At 58.7% G+C, this 16,606-nt stretch carries 12 protein-coding genes, 1 pseudogene and 1 riboswitch; of the genes and pseudogenes, 3 read left to right on the top strand and 10 right to left on the bottom strand.

Going from position 1 to position 16,606, the window contains the following annotated elements:
* Window positions 1-1,325: 1,325 nt before the first annotated feature.
* Both AC0L3K_RS20695 and AC0L3K_RS20690 read left to right on the top strand, forming a co-directional pair.
* Window positions 1,326-1,463, top strand: a pseudogene (locus AC0L3K_RS20695) (hypothetical protein); the annotation flags it as partial.
* A 402-nt stretch (window positions 1,464-1,865) separates the two neighbouring features.
* On the top strand, window positions 1,866-2,933 hold the full coding sequence (locus AC0L3K_RS20690; RefSeq protein ID WP_473366792.1) for a cytochrome-c peroxidase: 1,068 nt from the start codon (window positions 1,866-1,868) through the stop codon (window positions 2,931-2,933).
* 818 nt (window positions 2,934-3,751) lie between these two features.
* Here AC0L3K_RS20690 and metE read toward each other — a convergent pair.
* From metE to AC0L3K_RS20675, 3 genes are all read right to left on the bottom strand, one after another.
* The gene (metE, locus tag AC0L3K_RS20685; RefSeq protein WP_473366791.1) at window positions 3,752-6,067 is read right to left on the bottom strand and encodes a 5-methyltetrahydropteroyltriglutamate--homocysteine S-methyltransferase; all 2,316 of its coding nucleotides are present in this window, start codon (window positions 6,065-6,067) and stop codon (window positions 3,752-3,754) included.
* A 99-nt stretch (window positions 6,068-6,166) separates the two neighbouring features.
* A riboswitch (cobalamin riboswitch) is annotated at window positions 6,167-6,366 on the bottom strand.
* A gap of 787 nt (window positions 6,367-7,153) precedes the next feature.
* Window positions 7,154-7,357 (bottom strand): 4Fe-4S binding protein, encoded by a 204-nt coding sequence (locus AC0L3K_RS20680; protein WP_007600001.1) that lies wholly within the window; start codon window positions 7,355-7,357, stop codon window positions 7,154-7,156.
* A 577-nt stretch (window positions 7,358-7,934) separates the two neighbouring features.
* The gene (locus AC0L3K_RS20675) at window positions 7,935-9,149 is read right to left on the bottom strand and encodes an EAL domain-containing response regulator (RefSeq protein WP_473351044.1); all 1,215 of its coding nucleotides are present in this window, start codon (window positions 9,147-9,149) and stop codon (window positions 7,935-7,937) included.
* A 624-nt stretch (window positions 9,150-9,773) separates the two neighbouring features.
* On the opposite strand from AC0L3K_RS20675, the gene AC0L3K_RS20670 reads away from it, so the two are divergent.
* A complete protein-coding gene (locus AC0L3K_RS20670; protein WP_259217603.1) occupies window positions 9,774-10,232 on the top strand; it encodes a GNAT family N-acetyltransferase in 459 nt (152 codons plus the stop codon).
* A gap of 714 nt (window positions 10,233-10,946) precedes the next feature.
* Here the strand turns inward: AC0L3K_RS20670 and AC0L3K_RS20665 are convergent.
* From AC0L3K_RS20665 to AC0L3K_RS20635, 7 genes are all read right to left on the bottom strand, one after another.
* Window positions 10,947-11,090, bottom strand: coding sequence for a hypothetical protein (locus AC0L3K_RS20665; RefSeq protein WP_473366846.1), 144 nt, complete (start codon window positions 11,088-11,090; stop codon window positions 10,947-10,949).
* 65 nt (window positions 11,091-11,155) lie between these two features.
* The gene (locus AC0L3K_RS20660; protein WP_310473285.1) at window positions 11,156-11,494 is read right to left on the bottom strand and encodes an SMP-30/gluconolactonase/LRE family protein; all 339 of its coding nucleotides are present in this window, start codon (window positions 11,492-11,494) and stop codon (window positions 11,156-11,158) included.
* Between the two features lie 167 nt (window positions 11,495-11,661).
* Complete coding sequence (locus AC0L3K_RS20655; RefSeq protein ID WP_259217604.1) at window positions 11,662-12,489, bottom strand: citryl-CoA lyase; 828 nt, start codon at window positions 12,487-12,489, stop codon at window positions 11,662-11,664.
* A gap of 55 nt (window positions 12,490-12,544) precedes the next feature.
* Window positions 12,545-13,810, bottom strand: coding sequence for a CaiB/BaiF CoA transferase family protein (locus AC0L3K_RS20650; RefSeq protein ID WP_259217605.1), 1,266 nt, complete (start codon window positions 13,808-13,810; stop codon window positions 12,545-12,547).
* Between the two features lie 50 nt (window positions 13,811-13,860).
* Window positions 13,861-14,883 carry an ABC transporter substrate-binding protein gene (locus AC0L3K_RS20645; RefSeq protein ID WP_259217606.1) on the bottom strand — a complete coding sequence of 341 codons (1,023 nt, stop codon included), beginning with the start codon at window positions 14,881-14,883 and terminating at the stop codon, window positions 13,861-13,863.
* A gap of 31 nt (window positions 14,884-14,914) precedes the next feature.
* Window positions 14,915-15,685 carry an ABC transporter permease gene (locus AC0L3K_RS20640; protein WP_259217608.1) on the bottom strand — a complete coding sequence of 257 codons (771 nt, stop codon included), beginning with the start codon at window positions 15,683-15,685 and terminating at the stop codon, window positions 14,915-14,917.
* Window positions 15,672-16,460: an ABC transporter ATP-binding protein gene (locus AC0L3K_RS20635; RefSeq protein WP_473366790.1), complete on the bottom strand. Its 789-nt coding sequence runs from the start codon at window positions 16,458-16,460 to the stop codon at window positions 15,672-15,674. Before AC0L3K_RS20635 ends, AC0L3K_RS20640 begins: the two co-directional genes overlap by 14 nt.
* Between the last annotated feature and the right edge of the window lie 146 nt (window positions 16,461-16,606).

Genomic DNA, 16,606 nt, shown 5'->3' with positions numbered 1-16,606 from the left:
GTTTCCGCAACCGCCCCCATGCCTAGCCCGATCCACTCGAGAGCGGAACATAGTACAAAAGCGAGAGCGGGTCTTATCATTCGACTGCACCTGATCTGAAATATCGTTCCCTGCTCTGTACAATCTGACGCTACGGGCGATTCAAGCTCCTTCGATCGCTCTGCCGGATCAACGTTACTCAGGTGACTGCGGTGTCGCAGAAGCGAGGCGAGCGGTATCCCCCGGCAGTGCCCTTGGATGGGGCCGGAACGATTTCATTATCGGTGCGCAGCGGGCAGCACGTCGGTGAACCAAGGCTATGGGCCGAGCTTTTCAGGTCGGCGGCGGCCATGAGGGGCGCGACGGCCCGCGGCGCCGGAGCGCTACATTCCTGACCCAGGCGCAGGCGCTCTGTGAGCGGACGCTATTTAACGCGGAATGCTCCCGCGGCACAGGTCCCGAAATTTTGCTTCACAATCTCAATGTAAAAGGAAATGTGGCCGAGACGAGCCGTTCAAAGGCAGACTGCCGCTCAAGCAGACGCTCTTCGAGCATCTTACGCTGGAGATCATCTAGCTCGCTTTGAAGCCTTCTGCGACAACGCCAAATGTCATTCCGTACAGATCTGATCTCATTCAAGCGCTCGTCAATCGAAGCCATCACGGATACCGTATCCAACTTAAACCAGCCATGGACGAGTGCTCAATCACGTCCTTCCTCGCTAACACGCCGATAGATCTCAGGACTTGGGCCATCCGCGGACATGATGTCACGATCTCCTCCCAACGTGTCCTCTTGTATCGGCGTCTTTCAACGCAAGAGCACGAAGTAGCGGTTGCTCCTGCAGAAGTTCAGCTTATTTCGCCCTCAGCCCGCAGGATTTCAAAAGCTAGCAGCAGCCCGTGAGTGGGCCGACTAGGTAATCCAACCAACACCCGCCGGATCAGGGGTCAGGCCAGTCCCTGTCGAATTGGAGTAGCGATTAATCGGACGGTCGCACCGTCAAACTCTGGGCAGCCGCGCCTTTCAGACTTGAGCACGGCAATTGCCATGCCAGCGAACCTCAGGTGGAATTGAAACAAGCCATGTTCGGTTCTGAGGCTCGTCCTTACAAACGAGCCGGGCTTCGTGGTGACGGCGCGCCAGAGCGGCCTGGATATAAGTCGGAGAGGCCTCAGTCGGCTGGGCTCGGCGAAATCGTGAACGATGCGCACCGCCGGGCGCCTCTCAGTGTCTCGCCCAGCTGCGTAGGTCTTGTTACCGCCGTTCCCGCGTGCGGCCGGCAAGCTAGCAAGCGAACCTCACCACAATAGTATCTACGATCACCTCTAGCCGGGCCTGGCGCTTGTGGCATCTGTGACACTGAATGTAGTGATCACACCAAGACATCAGACTTTGTTTGTTCGTCCGGACCCGTTCTACAACTAAATCAACAACTTGCATCTCGGACGCAACTGGCATCGCAGTTGCTAATTGTCCAATGACACCGTGAGCGCTGAGCCCGGCCAGCGGAGTAAGACGGATACATCAATTTTGCGGGAGGGTATTGGCCACCCAATCGCTTGATGGAGCACCGATGCGGCCACCGGACAGCTTACTGCTTGCGGCACACTTGTTGTTGTCAGATGGACCATCACGCCGAACGTTGAGGCGCTAGGCTGATCAACCAACAGAAAGGCCGCGATCTAAGCTCAAAGCGAACTCGCGAATCACGTAAGCCCCTCAAGCCCGTGCGTGAACGCCGGCGGCGAGCTCCTCAAAGTCGTACATTTTGATGCAGCCTCGCTTCAGACGATCCGCTGCATGCTGCGCCGGACCGTCGAGGAACGCGTGGCATCGCTTTCGACTGTTTCCTTGTTTAACAATCAGAACTAATGAGGCGGAGTATGAACAAGTCGATCCCGGAGCTTCGGCTTGTCGCTGAAGCATCTATTTTAGCTATTGGGCTGCTGATGTCGTCAGGAGCTAACGCCGACGATGATCTGATGAGAAACGCCAAGCAAATCTTCCATCCAATCCCCTCGGTCATTCCTGCGGTAAAAAACAATCCGGTGACGCATGGAAAGGTCGAGCTTGGCAAGATGCTGTTCTTCGATCCGCGGCTATCGGCGAGCGGGGTCATTAGCTGCAATACGTGCCACAATCTCGGCACCGGCGGAGTCGATGCCGGTCCGACCTCCGTTGGTCACGGCTGGAAGGTCGGCCTACGTCGGGCCCCAACCGTCTACAACGCAGTGTTCAATGCGGCGCAATTCTGGGACGGACGCGCCGCGGACCTCAAGGCGCAAGCCACCGGCCCTGTGCAGGCGAGTGCCGAAATGAATGCGACTCCAGATCATGTGCTCGGTCTCTTGAACTCAATGCCCGGCTATGTCGTCTTGTTCAACAACGCTTTTCCGAACGAAGCGAGACCGGTCACCTTTGAAAATTTTGCGAAGGCGATCGAGGCTTTTGAAGCGACTCTCATTACACCTGCGGCTCCATTCGATCAGTATCTGGAGGGCAATACACATGCTCTCGATGATCAGCAGAAGTCAGGGTTGGCACTGTTTATGGCGAAGGGATGTTCCTCTTGCCACAATGGTATCAATCTCGGTGGACAGGCCTACTTCCCGTTCGGCGTGATGAAAAAGCCGGACGCAAGCGTGCTTCCGGACGCCGACAAGGGCCGGTTTGCGGTCACCAGGGCGGTCGGCGACGAATATGTCTTCCGCGCGGCGCCATTGCGAAACGTCGCGTTGCGAGCCCCTTACTTTCATTCGGGACACGTTTGGAGCCTGAAGCAAGCTGTTGCCCTGATGAGTGAAATCCAGCTCGGCACCAAGCTTAGCGATAGAGAGGAAAACGACATTGTCTCATTTCTGAATTCGCTGACCGGTCGGCTGCCTAAGATCGAATATCCGATACTGCCGACGCGCACCAACACGACACCAAAGCCTTCAATAGACAGATAGCCTTAGCAGCACCGGCCTCATTCCCTGCCGAACAGCAACAGATGCGCTCCAAGAACCCGGGGTCGCGCAATGACGCCAAAATGAATGATTCCCTGCTGTCACTGATAAGCAGGCACATAAAAAACCGCCCGGCCTCAACGCGAGGCCGGGCGAAAGTCACGCGGGAGCGACGCTGCTTTCCGCATCGTTCCAGCTTTCGTCGGTAGGGAGGACTACCGGCGATCGACTTACGACGAGGGCATTCGCCGTCAAACAAGGAGAAGCGGATATCGATCTGCACTACTTAGCGAGCCGCTTGCCTTCCGCTCCTGTCGTAAACTTCAGGACTTGCTCACCACTTGCCAGCTGTCCGGTTGGCACGGGCAGCGCCTTGATGGAGCTGGGATGCATCGCGCAGGCGGTTTGACTGCCGAGCCTTGAAACTCAACCGTCAGTTTGCCGTCACGCGACCAGTATTTGGCAGCGCCGAATACCAGCAAATCTTCCCGAAGACCGCGAAGGCGCCAATTACGTATGAAATTCCGCAAGCGCGGTAAAATAGATTGTTGTGATGGGACGCATCCACGCGATGGATAAATGAAGCGATACGACCGTGGTTCGCGTCGGGCGTAAGTGACTTGGAATATGTCACCTAATCGGTATGGCCGGCATGCTGTCGTCCGCCGGATTCGAGCTTATCGCCGCTGTATGCGATCAGCTCCGCCGGGGCAAACCGGCATTCGCAGGCGCTGGACACTTTGGAAGCTCGCAAGGATATCGCGAGCTCCCAAAGCGCGTTCATCTTATTCACAGATACGTTGGCGACACGCTCCGTACGATCATGCCTCGGCCCGCAACTCGCGTGCGGCGGCCACCATATTGACGAGCGCGGGACGCACCTCCTCCCATCTTCGAGTTTTCAGTCCGCAGTCGGGATTGATCCAGAGCTGCCGATCGGAAACCCGCTGCCGCGCCAACACAATCAGCTGCTTGATCTCGGCTGCTGCGGGAATGCGCGGTGAATGAATGTCATAGACGCCAGGCCCGATTTCATTAGGATATTTGTAGCTCTTGAAAGCGTCGAGCAATTCCATTTTGGAGCGCGACGCCTCGATTGAAATGACGTCGGCATCCATTGCTGCGATCGCGTCGATGATTTCGTTGAACTCGGAATAGCACATGTGCGTATGGATCTGAGTTCCGTCAGCGACAGCGGAGGAGCAAACACGGAAACTGTCCACTGCCCAATCGAGATAGTCCTTCCACTGCGATTTTCGCAGCGGCAGTCCCTCCCGCAACGCAGCCTCGTCGATCTGGATCATGGTCGCTCCAGCTGCCTCAAGGTCGATGACCTCGTCTCGGATCGCGAGAGCGATCTGTCGGCATGTCTCGCTCCGCGGGATGTCGTCACGGACAAACGACCAGTTCAGGATCGTCACCGGTCCGGTCAGCATAGCCTTGACGGGTTTTTTGGTCAGAGACTGCGCATGTCGCCACCATTTAACGGTCATGGGCTTCGGGCGGGAGACATCTCCAAACAGGATAGGAGGACGAACGCACCGCGAGCCATAAGACTGAACCCAGCCGTGCTTGGTGAATGCGAAACCCAACAGCTGCTCGCCAAAGTATTGAACCATGTCATTGCGCTCGAACTCACCGTGTACGAGCACGTCCAGGCCGATATCTTCCTGCCAATGCACGGTATGGGCTGTCTCCGCTTTCAGAAGCTGCTCGTACTGCGTGTCATTCATCGCTCCCCGCGCATGAGCTGCACGCGCATTGCGGACGTCCGCCGTCTGCGGGAAGGATCCGATGGTTGTGGTTGGAAACATCGGCAATGCGAAGGCGACGCGCTGGACGTTGGCGCGCTGGGTGAACGCACTGCGACGGCGACGCATGCTATCGTCGATCTCGGCCATTCGTCCGGCGACGTTCGCACTGTGGATCTTCGGCGATGTTTCGCGGGTGACGGATGCATCCTCTGAGAGCGTGAGTTCATCGGCCACGTCGGCAGCATAGCCAGCCAGCGCTTTGCCCAATATCGAAAGTTCCTTGATCTTCTGCACTGAGAACGCCAACCACGTCTTCAGATTGGGATCGAGATCGATCTCTAGCTCAATGTCGGTCGGAACATGAAGCAGCGAGCAGGAGGGGGCAATCTGAACACGGTCCCTGCCCAGTTTTTTGACTATAGGAGCAAGTTGGTCGAGTAGCGCCGGCAGATTAGAGCGCCACACGTTGCGACCATCAACGACACCGAGCGAGACCACGAGATCTCTACGGGCTCTGGCGACAATCGCGTCCAACTGGTCAGGTGCACGAACCAGGTCGACATGAAGCCCGGCAACGGGCAAGGCCAAGACTGTTTCAAGATTGTCGCCGACAGCCCCGAAGTATGTGGCCAGCATGATTTTAAGGGCCGGCACGGCCTTAGCGAAATGAGCATAGGCCCGGCGGACAGCCGCCCGAGATGCTTCGTCGACGTCCATCACTAGGCATGGCTCGTCGAGCTGAACCCATTCAGCGCCGCGCGAGGCTAGTTCGCGGAGAACATCGACATAGACGGGGAGGAGGCGATCAAGCAGCGACAGCGGATTGAATGCGGGATTCACGCTTTTGCCGAGCTTCAGGAAAGTGACTGGGCCCACTAGGACGGGCCGCGTCTGATAGCCGAGGCTTCTTGCCTCCTCATATTCCTCGATCGGCTTCCGAGAGGCATACGTAAAGATCTGATCCTGGTGAAATTCCGGCACCATGTAGTGGTAGTTCGTATCGAACCACTTCGTCATCTCCTGTGCGGCTACGCCGGGCCCATACTGAGCGTGACCACCGTCTTGAGCGCCACGCGCCATGGTGAAGTAGGTTTTGAGCGACACAGGACCTTCGTTCCAGCCGTAAACGTCGGGAATGGCGCCGACCATTAGGCTGGTATCGAGCACATGGTCGTAGAGCGAGAAGTCATTCGAAGGAATGACGGTCGCACCGCGGGATTTCTGCCGTGCCCAATTAGCGGCACGAAGTCCACTCCCCGCCTCGAGGAGCTCGGCTTCGCTGGATTTTCCCGCCCAGTAGCTCTCGAGCGCGAATTTGAGTTCGCGTCGTGGGCCGATGCGTGACGTCCCCAGTGTGGCAACGGGAAGCGAAAGGATTGACATAGCTTAGACCCCATGTTGGGGCAAAGGCCATGGCGGACGCAGACAGCGAACATCGCGTGAGCGACAACTGCTTGGCGCACACCGGGACGCCCCGCCCGTGGACGATATGTTGTCGAGGCAGGTCTCCTGGCTCACGGGTCGTCGCTGCTGTCCGGCCTTCCCGAAGCCGCATGGCTTCAGTGACTTCGTTGGACAGCGGCTCGCCGCTTACAGTTGCGGGGGCAGCGCCGGCATTGCACCGGCTTCCCTCTTAGCTCCGGATCAAACGAAATCCGGAGACCGCGACGGCTTGAATTATGCGCACGAGGATCGATGCGTCAACCTACCGATTCTCGCTGCGATATTGCCCAAGCGATTACGAGCGCACTAGGCGGGTACGACGGTCTTGCTTGCGGCCTGGTGAACACGCCCGGATCTGTGGAGGCTCCGCTTGTGAAATGCATTCGCTCCTTGCTCGCGTAACGGTTGAGCTCCACCACCGGAACGAACCCGGGCCGCTTTCGGTATCTGTGTGATCGCGAGGAGGCGACCTTTTCCGTCAGCAGCTTTTCGAACCTGCGCGTCAGGAAGGTGCGATCATCCTCGGCCGGCATCCGTTTGGTCACAGCCCACGAGGCTCCCTAGAAATTTCGAAAGCCGGATTGCTCCAGGACCGCACGGATGATCAGGTCGGCTCCTTGGTGTTCGGCGGGCCCGCGACCAGGCACGAGGTCGTCCGCCTCCGTGAGGTTGGCCAAGATGATCTTCTCGGTGCACTAGGTGTTCACGTGCTGAGCGACTTTTGCGCCGGCTTCGATGCGTCCGTGGCCGCTCGACGCCGGTCTGCCTCGCCTCGACTCGCGGCCAGCGACGATAGGCCTTAACGCGGCCACTGAGCATCGAGGGCCTTGTCCTTGTTCGTGACAATTTCGACGGTGTCCTCCGACAGAGCCCTTTGAGGGGTTCCTCGGAGTCGCTCAGCGTCTTAAGCTCATAACGATGTTAATCGACCTCGATGCGCCCCATGCGGTCGTGGTCTCCTCAAGGTCCCACATCTACAACTTCGTTCGCGAAATCGAGCGATGAGGCCTTTTGGTCGCGGGCTGCCTATCCTGTCTTGGACGGGACACAGGTGTCAGGGACCGGACAGACCACCGCGCATTGCGGCGTGTCGCAATGGCCCTCGCACTCCGTACATTTTTTGGCATCGATAACGTAAATGTCGCGCTTCAGACTGATCGCCGCGTTGGGACACTCGAACTCACATGCGCCACAAACGGTGCATTGCGAAGCGACGATCTTGTAAGCCATGCCTTCCGACTCCTTAGGCGAGCGATGCCATGGGCGATCCCTTTCAAATGCCGTGCCAAACGCAGACGCGCTCAATGTTGGGCAATTTGCCCAATTCGGCTGTCCCGGGTCTGAGACCATGTTGCATCTGCGACAGCAACAGGTCGCTTCAATTTCAGGCTACGAGCCCTCGGGCCCTCTTGCGAGAGTCAGTCGCGACTTGACGCTGGAAGCATCCGTCGGTTTGTTTGGCACGTCAGCGCGGGGGCAAGCGAGGCTGACGCTTCCTCAACCGGCGGCGACAAAAAACCGCCAACGGACGCAGGTCTACGTTGGATCTCGGCAAACCTCCGGTCACACACCCCGACTGGAGGTTTGTGCAAGCCTCGCTCATGGCTGCAACGCTAGCTGCGCGGAGGACTCGCTGGAGGCTTGCCAAAACGGGCTTGTGGTATAACAAGCTTCGGAGGGAAATGAAGTGGCGGCGGGACGAGCGACACTGGCCCTGCAGACCGAATTGCACTCAGCCTCATGCCTGGTGCCGAGTAGGCATGGCGGTGCTCGTGAGCGTCGCTTGGCCGCACTCAGCCACTCGCAACTATTTTAGGCGAGCTGGAGCAGGGTTGAAAGATGACTGTGCAAATTGCTTCAGTGGCATGGCTTTTCCGAACAGATGGCCCTGCGCAAGGTCGAAGCCGAGTTCGGCCACAGCGATTAGGTCAGCCTGGCTCTGCACACCTTCGGCGACGGTGCGCACATTGTACTCTTTGGCTAGATCGACGATATGGCGGCACACCGTTCGCTTGAGGGGCCCATTCGCGCAGCCGCCGACGAACTGACGATCCACTTTCAATTTCATGAACGGGAATTTTGTCATCCCCATCAGCTGCGGCCAATTGGCACCGACATTGTCGATTGCAAGGCCAATGTTGTGAAAGCGAACCTCACGCGCAACCTCGACCAGGAGATCTAGGTTCTGGATCGCTTCCACGCTCTCGATTTCAATCGTCAAACCGCCGAAAGCGGCGTGCGACGGCATGCGCCGACAGAGATCGCGTACCGCCTGCGGGTCAATCAGGAATGCTGCCGGGAGATTGATGGAGAGATCGATCGAAGTTTGCTGCTCCAGAAGATACTGCCAATCCTTGATCGCGCGGTCGATCACGAACTGCGACAAGTTCCTAAAATGCGGATCGTGAGGTTCCGGGATGAAATAGGCCGGTGGAACAACGCCCCAGGTCGGGTGCCGCATTCGCACATGCGCCTCGGCGCCGCGGCGGCTAAGGGTACACGCGTCAAACTTCGGCTCATACCAGAGCTCAAGCCAGCCAGCGTGTAAGGCTTCTCCGACATGGACCGCGGGACGGGGCGCCGGCTCTCTTGGCAAGAGCATGCCGATCCGATCGCGCAACGTCTCGGCTGCAAACGGCGCCCTGAGCGGCGGCAGCATAGCAAGTCCATATTCACTGCCGACCTGCTGCACTGCCGCCATGATGATCGACTCGCGCGCTCCGAACGCCAGCACTCGGCCTGCGAATTCTTCGCGTACCAGTATCTCGAGCAATCGTCCAGGCTCGATGCGGTCCGAGCCAATGCCGAGCAGGATCAGATCAGGGAACTCCGTGCGGAGTACATGCGGCAACTCGTCAGCAGTCCTGCATTCGCTGATAACAAATCCCATATCCTCCAGCACATCCCGTAGAAAGGCGCGCAGATGCCGCTTGCCGACGGCCAGGCATGCCCGCGGCCGCACCTTACGTTGCCCGAAGATTACAGGTTTCCCTCCGACCAGTTCGGCCTGCCCATGTTCCATCGCAACCACTCCCGTTCCGTGACGGTGCCTTAAACGAGGAGCGAAGGTCCAAACAAGCTGTGCTTCCCAATATCTTTCGATTGTTCGAGATAAGCTTAAGATAGTGCATTAGTGTGCAAAATCTTTCGCGATCTTGCTCAGACGATTTTATCGGGCGCACGCGTATGATACCTGTCGCGCTTCGCGCAACTTTGTACGATGTCGTACGCGAGGTGGGAATCTCTCCTTCGGACGGACCGAGCTGACGCTCTATGGCGCTGCGATCATCGTGGCGCACGATTTATTGAATAGAGTAGTTCGTGAGCGACGATCGGCAATCACTCTTACGAACGTTTGATCGACATGACCGGCGTGTGCCGTTTGGTGATTGTTTTCCAATCGAAGGCAGCCCATCATGAGTTCGCAGCTGCTCAAACCGCAGTCGATTCTGAGAACGGCAATGGCTTGCAATTACCTCAGCTCTGTTGCCTATAGTGAGTGTGGACGTGCTGCTTCCTACCGAGCCAGATAGTTGCTCTCAATTGCGTTTTCTGTATCCTCCTGAGCATGAATTTCCTCCAGAGGGCTCGGTCAGGTGTTCGTGTTGGCGCTGAAGGGCGAGGCACGTCCAGCGCGGGCACGGCTTTGCGCAAGAGCGTGCCAGGAGATGAGAACGCGGTCGCAAAAGCGGTCGAAGAGCTACTTTCCGAGTTAGGTGGCCTCGGACCGGAGTTCAGCCTTCGAGGCGCGAAGCAGGCGGCGTTGCGCCTGATTCAGGATCCCGGGCAGGGCTTCATTTTTGTCGTCGAGGAACAAGGCACCGGGCAGATTGTAGGGGTAGCTAGCATCTCGGCCGTACAGGCCGTGAGAGCAGCCGGAGCGTACGGCGTGCTTCAGGAGCTATGGATTTCTCGTGACTTCCGCAGCTCTGACTGCGGTCGGCATCTGCTCGAGGCGGTAGATTCGGAGGCGAAGCGACGCGGCTGGCAGATGATTGAGGTTGCGTTGCCTCCGGATGGCTATCCGGCCCTAGAACGGGTACGCCACTTCTACGAGGAGAGGGGATATCGGGTTGGAGGATTGCGCGCGCGCAAGAGGCTCTGACAGTGGTACGACCTCTGCGCCACACACTTAAAGCGCTCCTGGGCTAGCGTGCTATCGGCAAAATCCTTCACGCAGTCAATCCTGGGCTTGTTGCTTCTCAAAACGAACGCTTCACGCGTGCGTCGCGGCCCAGCATGATCGAGAACCTTTGACGCTGATGCGGTGCTGACTCCCACCGCGAGCGGTTACCTCTTCGGCCTTCTTGGCGAGAACGTTCAAAAATATCAGCGATCAATCATTCTGCATTGTGGGAAGCGATACCGCGACCCGCCCGACCAAAAGGCGACAGGTCGGCTGCGGCCCGTCGCGGGCGAAGCCCGACCCAGCCTTACGAATCGTTCGTTTGCGCTTCCCATGCAGTGCGATTTACTGGCTCTGGCTTGAGATCACCCACACAAACGCCATCCATTCGTCACCAATTACATTCTCTCGGCAACTGGCCAGCCAGTCGTCTACCAGACTCATTTCCTGCATCTTGGTGCGGCGGACCGGCGCGTGAAAGGATTCCGCACCACCTTGCCACTCCTGCTGGCGAATTTCGAGGAAGGTGCGCGAGATCAGCCATCACACTGATCCGGTAGAGGATTCCGTAATGAGCAATGTGCCGAGTGCCGCGTCCAATACGACATTCGTGCAGCTCCCCCATGCGCAGGACTGGATGCAAGCGGACCGCTTCGCCGTTTAGCGCCAATACGAAAACGTGGGCCGAGGGAATCATGCGCGACAAAGAGCCGCCCTTTTTTGATCGACCGTCAGTCCGTCAGGACCGCTCGTCGCGAAGAACCAGCTGAATCGTCCGACTTGCCCCACGCCATCACGCATCAGCGGTACATGCCAGATGCTATTGTCGCGCGTCATTGCAACGAACAATCCGGTCTCGTCCGAACTGAGCACCAGGCCATTCGGGCCCGGGCCATTAGAAATCAAGCAATGATCCGGCCGTCAGGGCAAAGTCGAAATACCCGGCCGGTCCGATCGTGCAATCCAGTCTGGCCCTGATCGGTGAAATAGATGTCGCCTTTGGTCGCGATATGCAGGTCGTTGCAGCCTCTGAAGGACTCGGAATTGCGGTGGCCCAGCAACGGTCGGATGGTCCCTCTCTGTGGATCGAGCTCCAGGAGACCGTTGATATAGTCGGACACGAGCACCCGGCCGTCCGGAGCAACCTTCAGACGTTCGGCCAGCCGTCGTATTCGATGATCAAAGACCAGACGCCCTCCGGTGAAATCCGGAAATGCAGCCGAAGGGGATGTCGACGACATAGAGATTCCCGGACTGGTCGAACGACGGTCCCTCGATGAAACAATCTACTGGATATGCCCCGCGGTTCGCGTCTGCCCATTCCGAAGAAACAGCCGGGCGACGAAACTCCGCCGGCATCGACGAGAACACGCTAACCTCCATCAGCTTGGGCGGGTTTTCGAGATGCTCATGATGCGCCTTCGAGCCTGCGACGCGGCTGGCCCTCGTATTTGTAGCCGAACTGCTTGGGCATCGGGCCCTTGTTGCGATCGTTGCGCCCAGTTTGCTCCCAGGCGTGAGCCAGGATTCCGACCGCGCGCGACAAGCAGAAGACCCCCCGCGCGAGCGGAGAGGCGAAGCCCAGTTCGCCGTAAATGACCGCGGTCGCGCCATCGATGTTCATCGGAATGAGCTTGCTCTTGCGCTGTTGCATCACCCGCTCGATCGCGCGAGCGGCCTTGGCATAATCGCCGCCGACACTGCCCTCGTCAGCTGCGGCATCCACCAGCGCCAATAGCGGGGCCGCGCGCGGGTCGACTGGATGAAACCGATGGCCAAAGCCCGGCAGATATTTGCTGCGGGTTGCGGTGAAATGGTCGATTGCAGCGCCAGCGGCCTGCTCGATCTCTCGCCCTTGGCGCCGTCGCAGCACATCCTCGTAGAGTTCGATAGCCTGCTCCCCTGCTCCGCCATGCACGTCATCGAGCGTGTTGATTGCCGAGGCCATTGCGCCATTCAGGGGCAGGCCGCAGCTCACCGCCATTTGGGCAATTGCAATGGAGGGCGCGTGCGGACCGTGGTCAACGGATCCAACCAGCGCAGCTTGCAGCAGCTGCTCCTGTGCTGGCGTCGGCAGATTGCCACGTAACATCAGCCAAATCATGGCGGGAAAAGAAACGCGGCCTATCAAATCTTCAATTGGATAACCCCGATAGGCGATGCGACCTGGCGCGATATCGCAAATGGAGGTTCGCCACCAACTGGCCGCTTGCTGTCTCAGTTCTTCTTCGCTCATTTCCGCTTCCGTCCTTTCAACCTGCCGATTGCCAACCGACGCAAGCCGTCGGATGTCATGATATCGGTCCGTCCGTGGCTGCGCGGACGGGCAGGAAATCAGCCTCTCCTTGCTTTGGCCTCCCGACGGCTCGGCTTGAGACTAATTGCTCAACCTCCGCATACGAATAGCCGAGCCGCTGCAGCCATCGCTCAGTGTCTGCTCCGAGCGTCGCAGGTGGTGAAGGCACCGAAAACTCCTCATCCAGCCGGAACCCCGGCCGCGTGATTCGTAACGGCTGCGCATCGTCTTGTTCTGGCGCCAAAGTCTCGATGAATCCGCGCTCAACGACCTGTGGCTGCTGCAACACTTGCGAGACCGTCAGCACACGGCCGGCAGGGACACCAGCCAAGTTCATTTGGGCCTCCCATTCCTCAGCGGGCTTGCAACTCAATGCCTTGTTCAACTCCGCGCTCAGCGTAGCGCGGTTCACCTTGCGCATCTCGCGTCCAGCAAAGCGTGGATCCGTCTTCAGGTCCGGTCGGTCGATCAGGTCGCATAGGGCTTGATACTGCTTCTGCTCGTTGGCGGAAATGTTCAGCGGGCCCGTTGCGGTGCGGAACGTGCCGGAGGGAGCCGCGGTAAAGTTCTCGTTGCCGATGGGCTGCGGCTCGATCCCGGCGTTCAGGTGGTTGGAGACGACCCATCCCATCGCCGCAATGGTGGCCTCGAGCAGGGACACGTCGATGAACCGACCCCGTTGCCTATGCCGCTGGTCGACCAGAGCCGCGGCGATAGCAAACGCAGCAGTCAGTCCCGCAATCGTGTCCGAGATCGGAAAGCCCGTGCGCAGGGGAGCCGAGGCTATATCGCCGGTGACGCTCATGGCTCCGGAGAGACCCTGGACGATCTGGTCATAGGCCGGACGGGCGGACCACGGTCCGCTCTGCCCAAAGCCGGAGATCGCGCAGTAGACCAGACGCGGGTTCAGCCTGACAAGCACATCAAAGCCGAGGCCAAGGCGTTCCATCACCTTCGGCCGGAAGTTTTCGAGCACCACGTCGGCTTCCTTGACCAGTCGCAAGAACACCTCGCGGCCCGCTTCCGATTTCAGGTCCAGTGCAATCGATTGCTTGCCGGCGTTCACAGCGACAAACGAGAGTCCCTGCAGGCGCTCCGCTCTTTGCGGATCCGCGCCGAGGCGCCGCGCCAGGTCGCCGCCGTTCGGATTTTCCACCTTAATGACCTCCGCGCCAAGGCGCGCAAGATGGTAACCGCAGAACGGACCCGCCAACACGTTTGACAGGTCGAGAACGCGGATACCGGTTAGCGGCAGAGACATCTGAAGAGCCTTCTTGTAGGTGATCCGATAGCGAGCGCTTAGTACGCAACTTATTTCAGTTGCTGCGCAGCACGTTCCGCGAATCGATTCGTGAAGGTCTTGATCAGGTCGATCTTTGCGGCTGCGATCTTCGGATCAAAGTCGCCTAGGACAGCCAGCGGGATCTTGGCCGCCTCGATGTCCATCTGACCTGTTGGCGAGAACAGCGCTTTCGACGCGTTCATGATCTCGATGTTCACCTCGCGATTGTCGGTCTTGTATGCAGGAGGCATCGCGTCGACGAGTTGTTCCGTCGACGCCGTGTTGATCCAGCGGTGGGTTTTGAGCAAGGCGTTGACGAGGCGCTGGACCGTTTCTGGATTTTTGTCGATGAAAGTCTGCTGCAGGTAGAGACAGGCGGTCGGATAGATTCCGCCAAAGGCCTGTTTTGAGCCTTCGAGTGTGCGCGCGTCGAACAGCGGCGTCGCACTCTTTTTGCGCGCGAGAAGGGTCGCAATCGGGTCGAAATAGACGAGCGCGTCGATATTCCTGGCCTCGAGTGCCACCATACCGGGTGCCCCGCTGCCGACCGCGATAATGTTCACGTCGCGCGGACCCAACCCAGATTTCTTGATGTAGTAGCGCGCCATGGTGTCGGTCGATGACCCCGGCGCCGTGATCCCGAGCTTGAGGCCCTTCAGGTCGGCACCGGACTTGACCTTGTCAGCGAGGCCGCTGCGGATACCGAGCAACACGCCGGGAATGTCATTGAGCAGGAACACGCAGGAAATCTGTTTGCCCTGCGCCTGCATCTGAATGGTGTGATCGTAAAAGCCGACTGTCCCGTCCACCGAACCGCCGACCAGCGCCTGCAAAGCCTTCGAACCACCGGCCTGGAAGTTTTCGACGGTCACCTCAAGGCCCTGGTCCTTAAACGAACCGAGCTTCACACCAAGCTCGAGAGGCATATAGTTGAGGATCTGTGATCCCACTGCGATCTTCAATTTTGTCTTCTCGGGCTCGGCGGCATGCGCTGAAATGAGCGGCAATACAGCTGCCGCGATAACCACCATCAGTCTCGGAAAAGCGTGCATGGGAACCTTCGTGAGAATGGGAGCGCTACGATCAAACTTCGTGGGCAGGTGCCGGCCGCCAGACCAGCAGCCGCTTTTCCACCCGGTCGACGATGGCATCGAGCGCGATGACGAAGGCGGAGAGGACGATGATCCCTGCGAAGACACCGGTGGCATCAAGGACGCCCTCGGCCTGCGCAATCAGGTGCCCCAATCCTGCGGACGAACCGAGATATTCGGCGACCACCGCTCCCATCACGGCCATGCCGACAGATACCCGCAGACTCGACAGGATCCACGTGGTGGCGGACGGCAGGTAGACGTGGCGCAGCAGCGAGGACTTCGATGCACGCAGCAAGCGGGCATTCGCGAGCACGACCGGATTGACCTCGCGGACCCCCTGAAACGTGTTGAAGAATGCGACAAAGAGGACCAGCGTTACCCCGAGCGCGACCTTGGAGGTGAGCCCCAATCCGAACCAGATGACGAAGATGGGTCCTAGCAAGATGCGGGGGATCGCGTTGAACATCTTGATAAAGGGCTGGACCACCTCGGCCGCAAACGGGCTTAAGCCGAGCCAGATACCAAGCGCGGTGCCGATCCCGATCCCAACCAGGAAAGACAGCACCGTCTCCAGCAGTGTTGTCCCAACATCGGTCCAGAAGTCCGATGTTGACATCCACTCGCCTATTCTTGCGACAAGCGTCGATGGTGCCGGAAAGAAGAAAGGATCGATCAGCCCGACCCTCACACCCAGTTCCCAGATCAGGATCACACCGAGGACGATGGCGAACTGCGTGAGAGCAACCTTACCCCTGCGCATAGCTTTTCTCCACTTCGGCGCCGAGCAGCGACCAGATTTCACGATAGAGCGCGACGAATTCATCCGTGGTCTGGAGTGCCAAGACGTCGCGTGGACGGGACAGCGTGATCCTGACATCGCCAACCATGCAGCTGGCAGGACCGGCAGACATCACAACGACGCGGTCCGCCAGCGCGATCGCCTCATCGAGATCATGGGTGATAAAGACGAGGGAGCGCCGGTCCGCCTGCCATAGCTCGAGCAGGATGCGATGCATGAGGCGGCGCGTGTGAACGTCCAGCGCGGAGAAAGGCTCATCCATCAGGACGATCTTCGGCTCCATGATCAGGGTCTGGGCCATGGCAACGCGCTTGCGCTGGCCTCCGGATAATTGATGCGGATAGCGCTCCTCGAACCCCTTCAAGCCGACCTTGGCGAGCCAGGGCCGCGCCTGCTCGCGCGCCTTTGCGATCGAGCTTCCCTGAAACACGAGCCCGAGGCCGACATTGTCCTGGGCGGTTTTCCAGGGCAGCAGCCCTTCCTGTTGCAGCATGTAGCCGGACTGACCGTTCAGGCCCCTAAGCGATTTGCCGAAAATGCGAACCTCGCCGGCGGCCGGCTTCAGCAGTCCGGTGACAGTATTGAGAATGGTCGATTTTCCGCAGCCGGTCGGCCCGACCACTGCAACGAATTCGGTTTCGCCGACCTGGAGGTTCATGCTCTTCACGGCGGTGAAGTCGCCGAAGCGAATCATTACGTCGCGCAGGTCGACGGCAAGTGCCGGCTGCCCTTCCATTGTTTCGCTCCGCAGAACCTGTTCTAAGCCTCAAAACAGGTAACTGGCGCTACATCCGGAGTCAATTGCATTCTGTAACATAGAACCCAGATGAGCATTTGAATACTGGACTTTCTATCCATTCTGGATATCTGTTCTGCAGGACA

The organism is Bradyrhizobium sp. MI1.10, from assembly GCF_055811035.1.
This window is presented reverse-complemented; position numbering and strand designations above follow the sequence as displayed.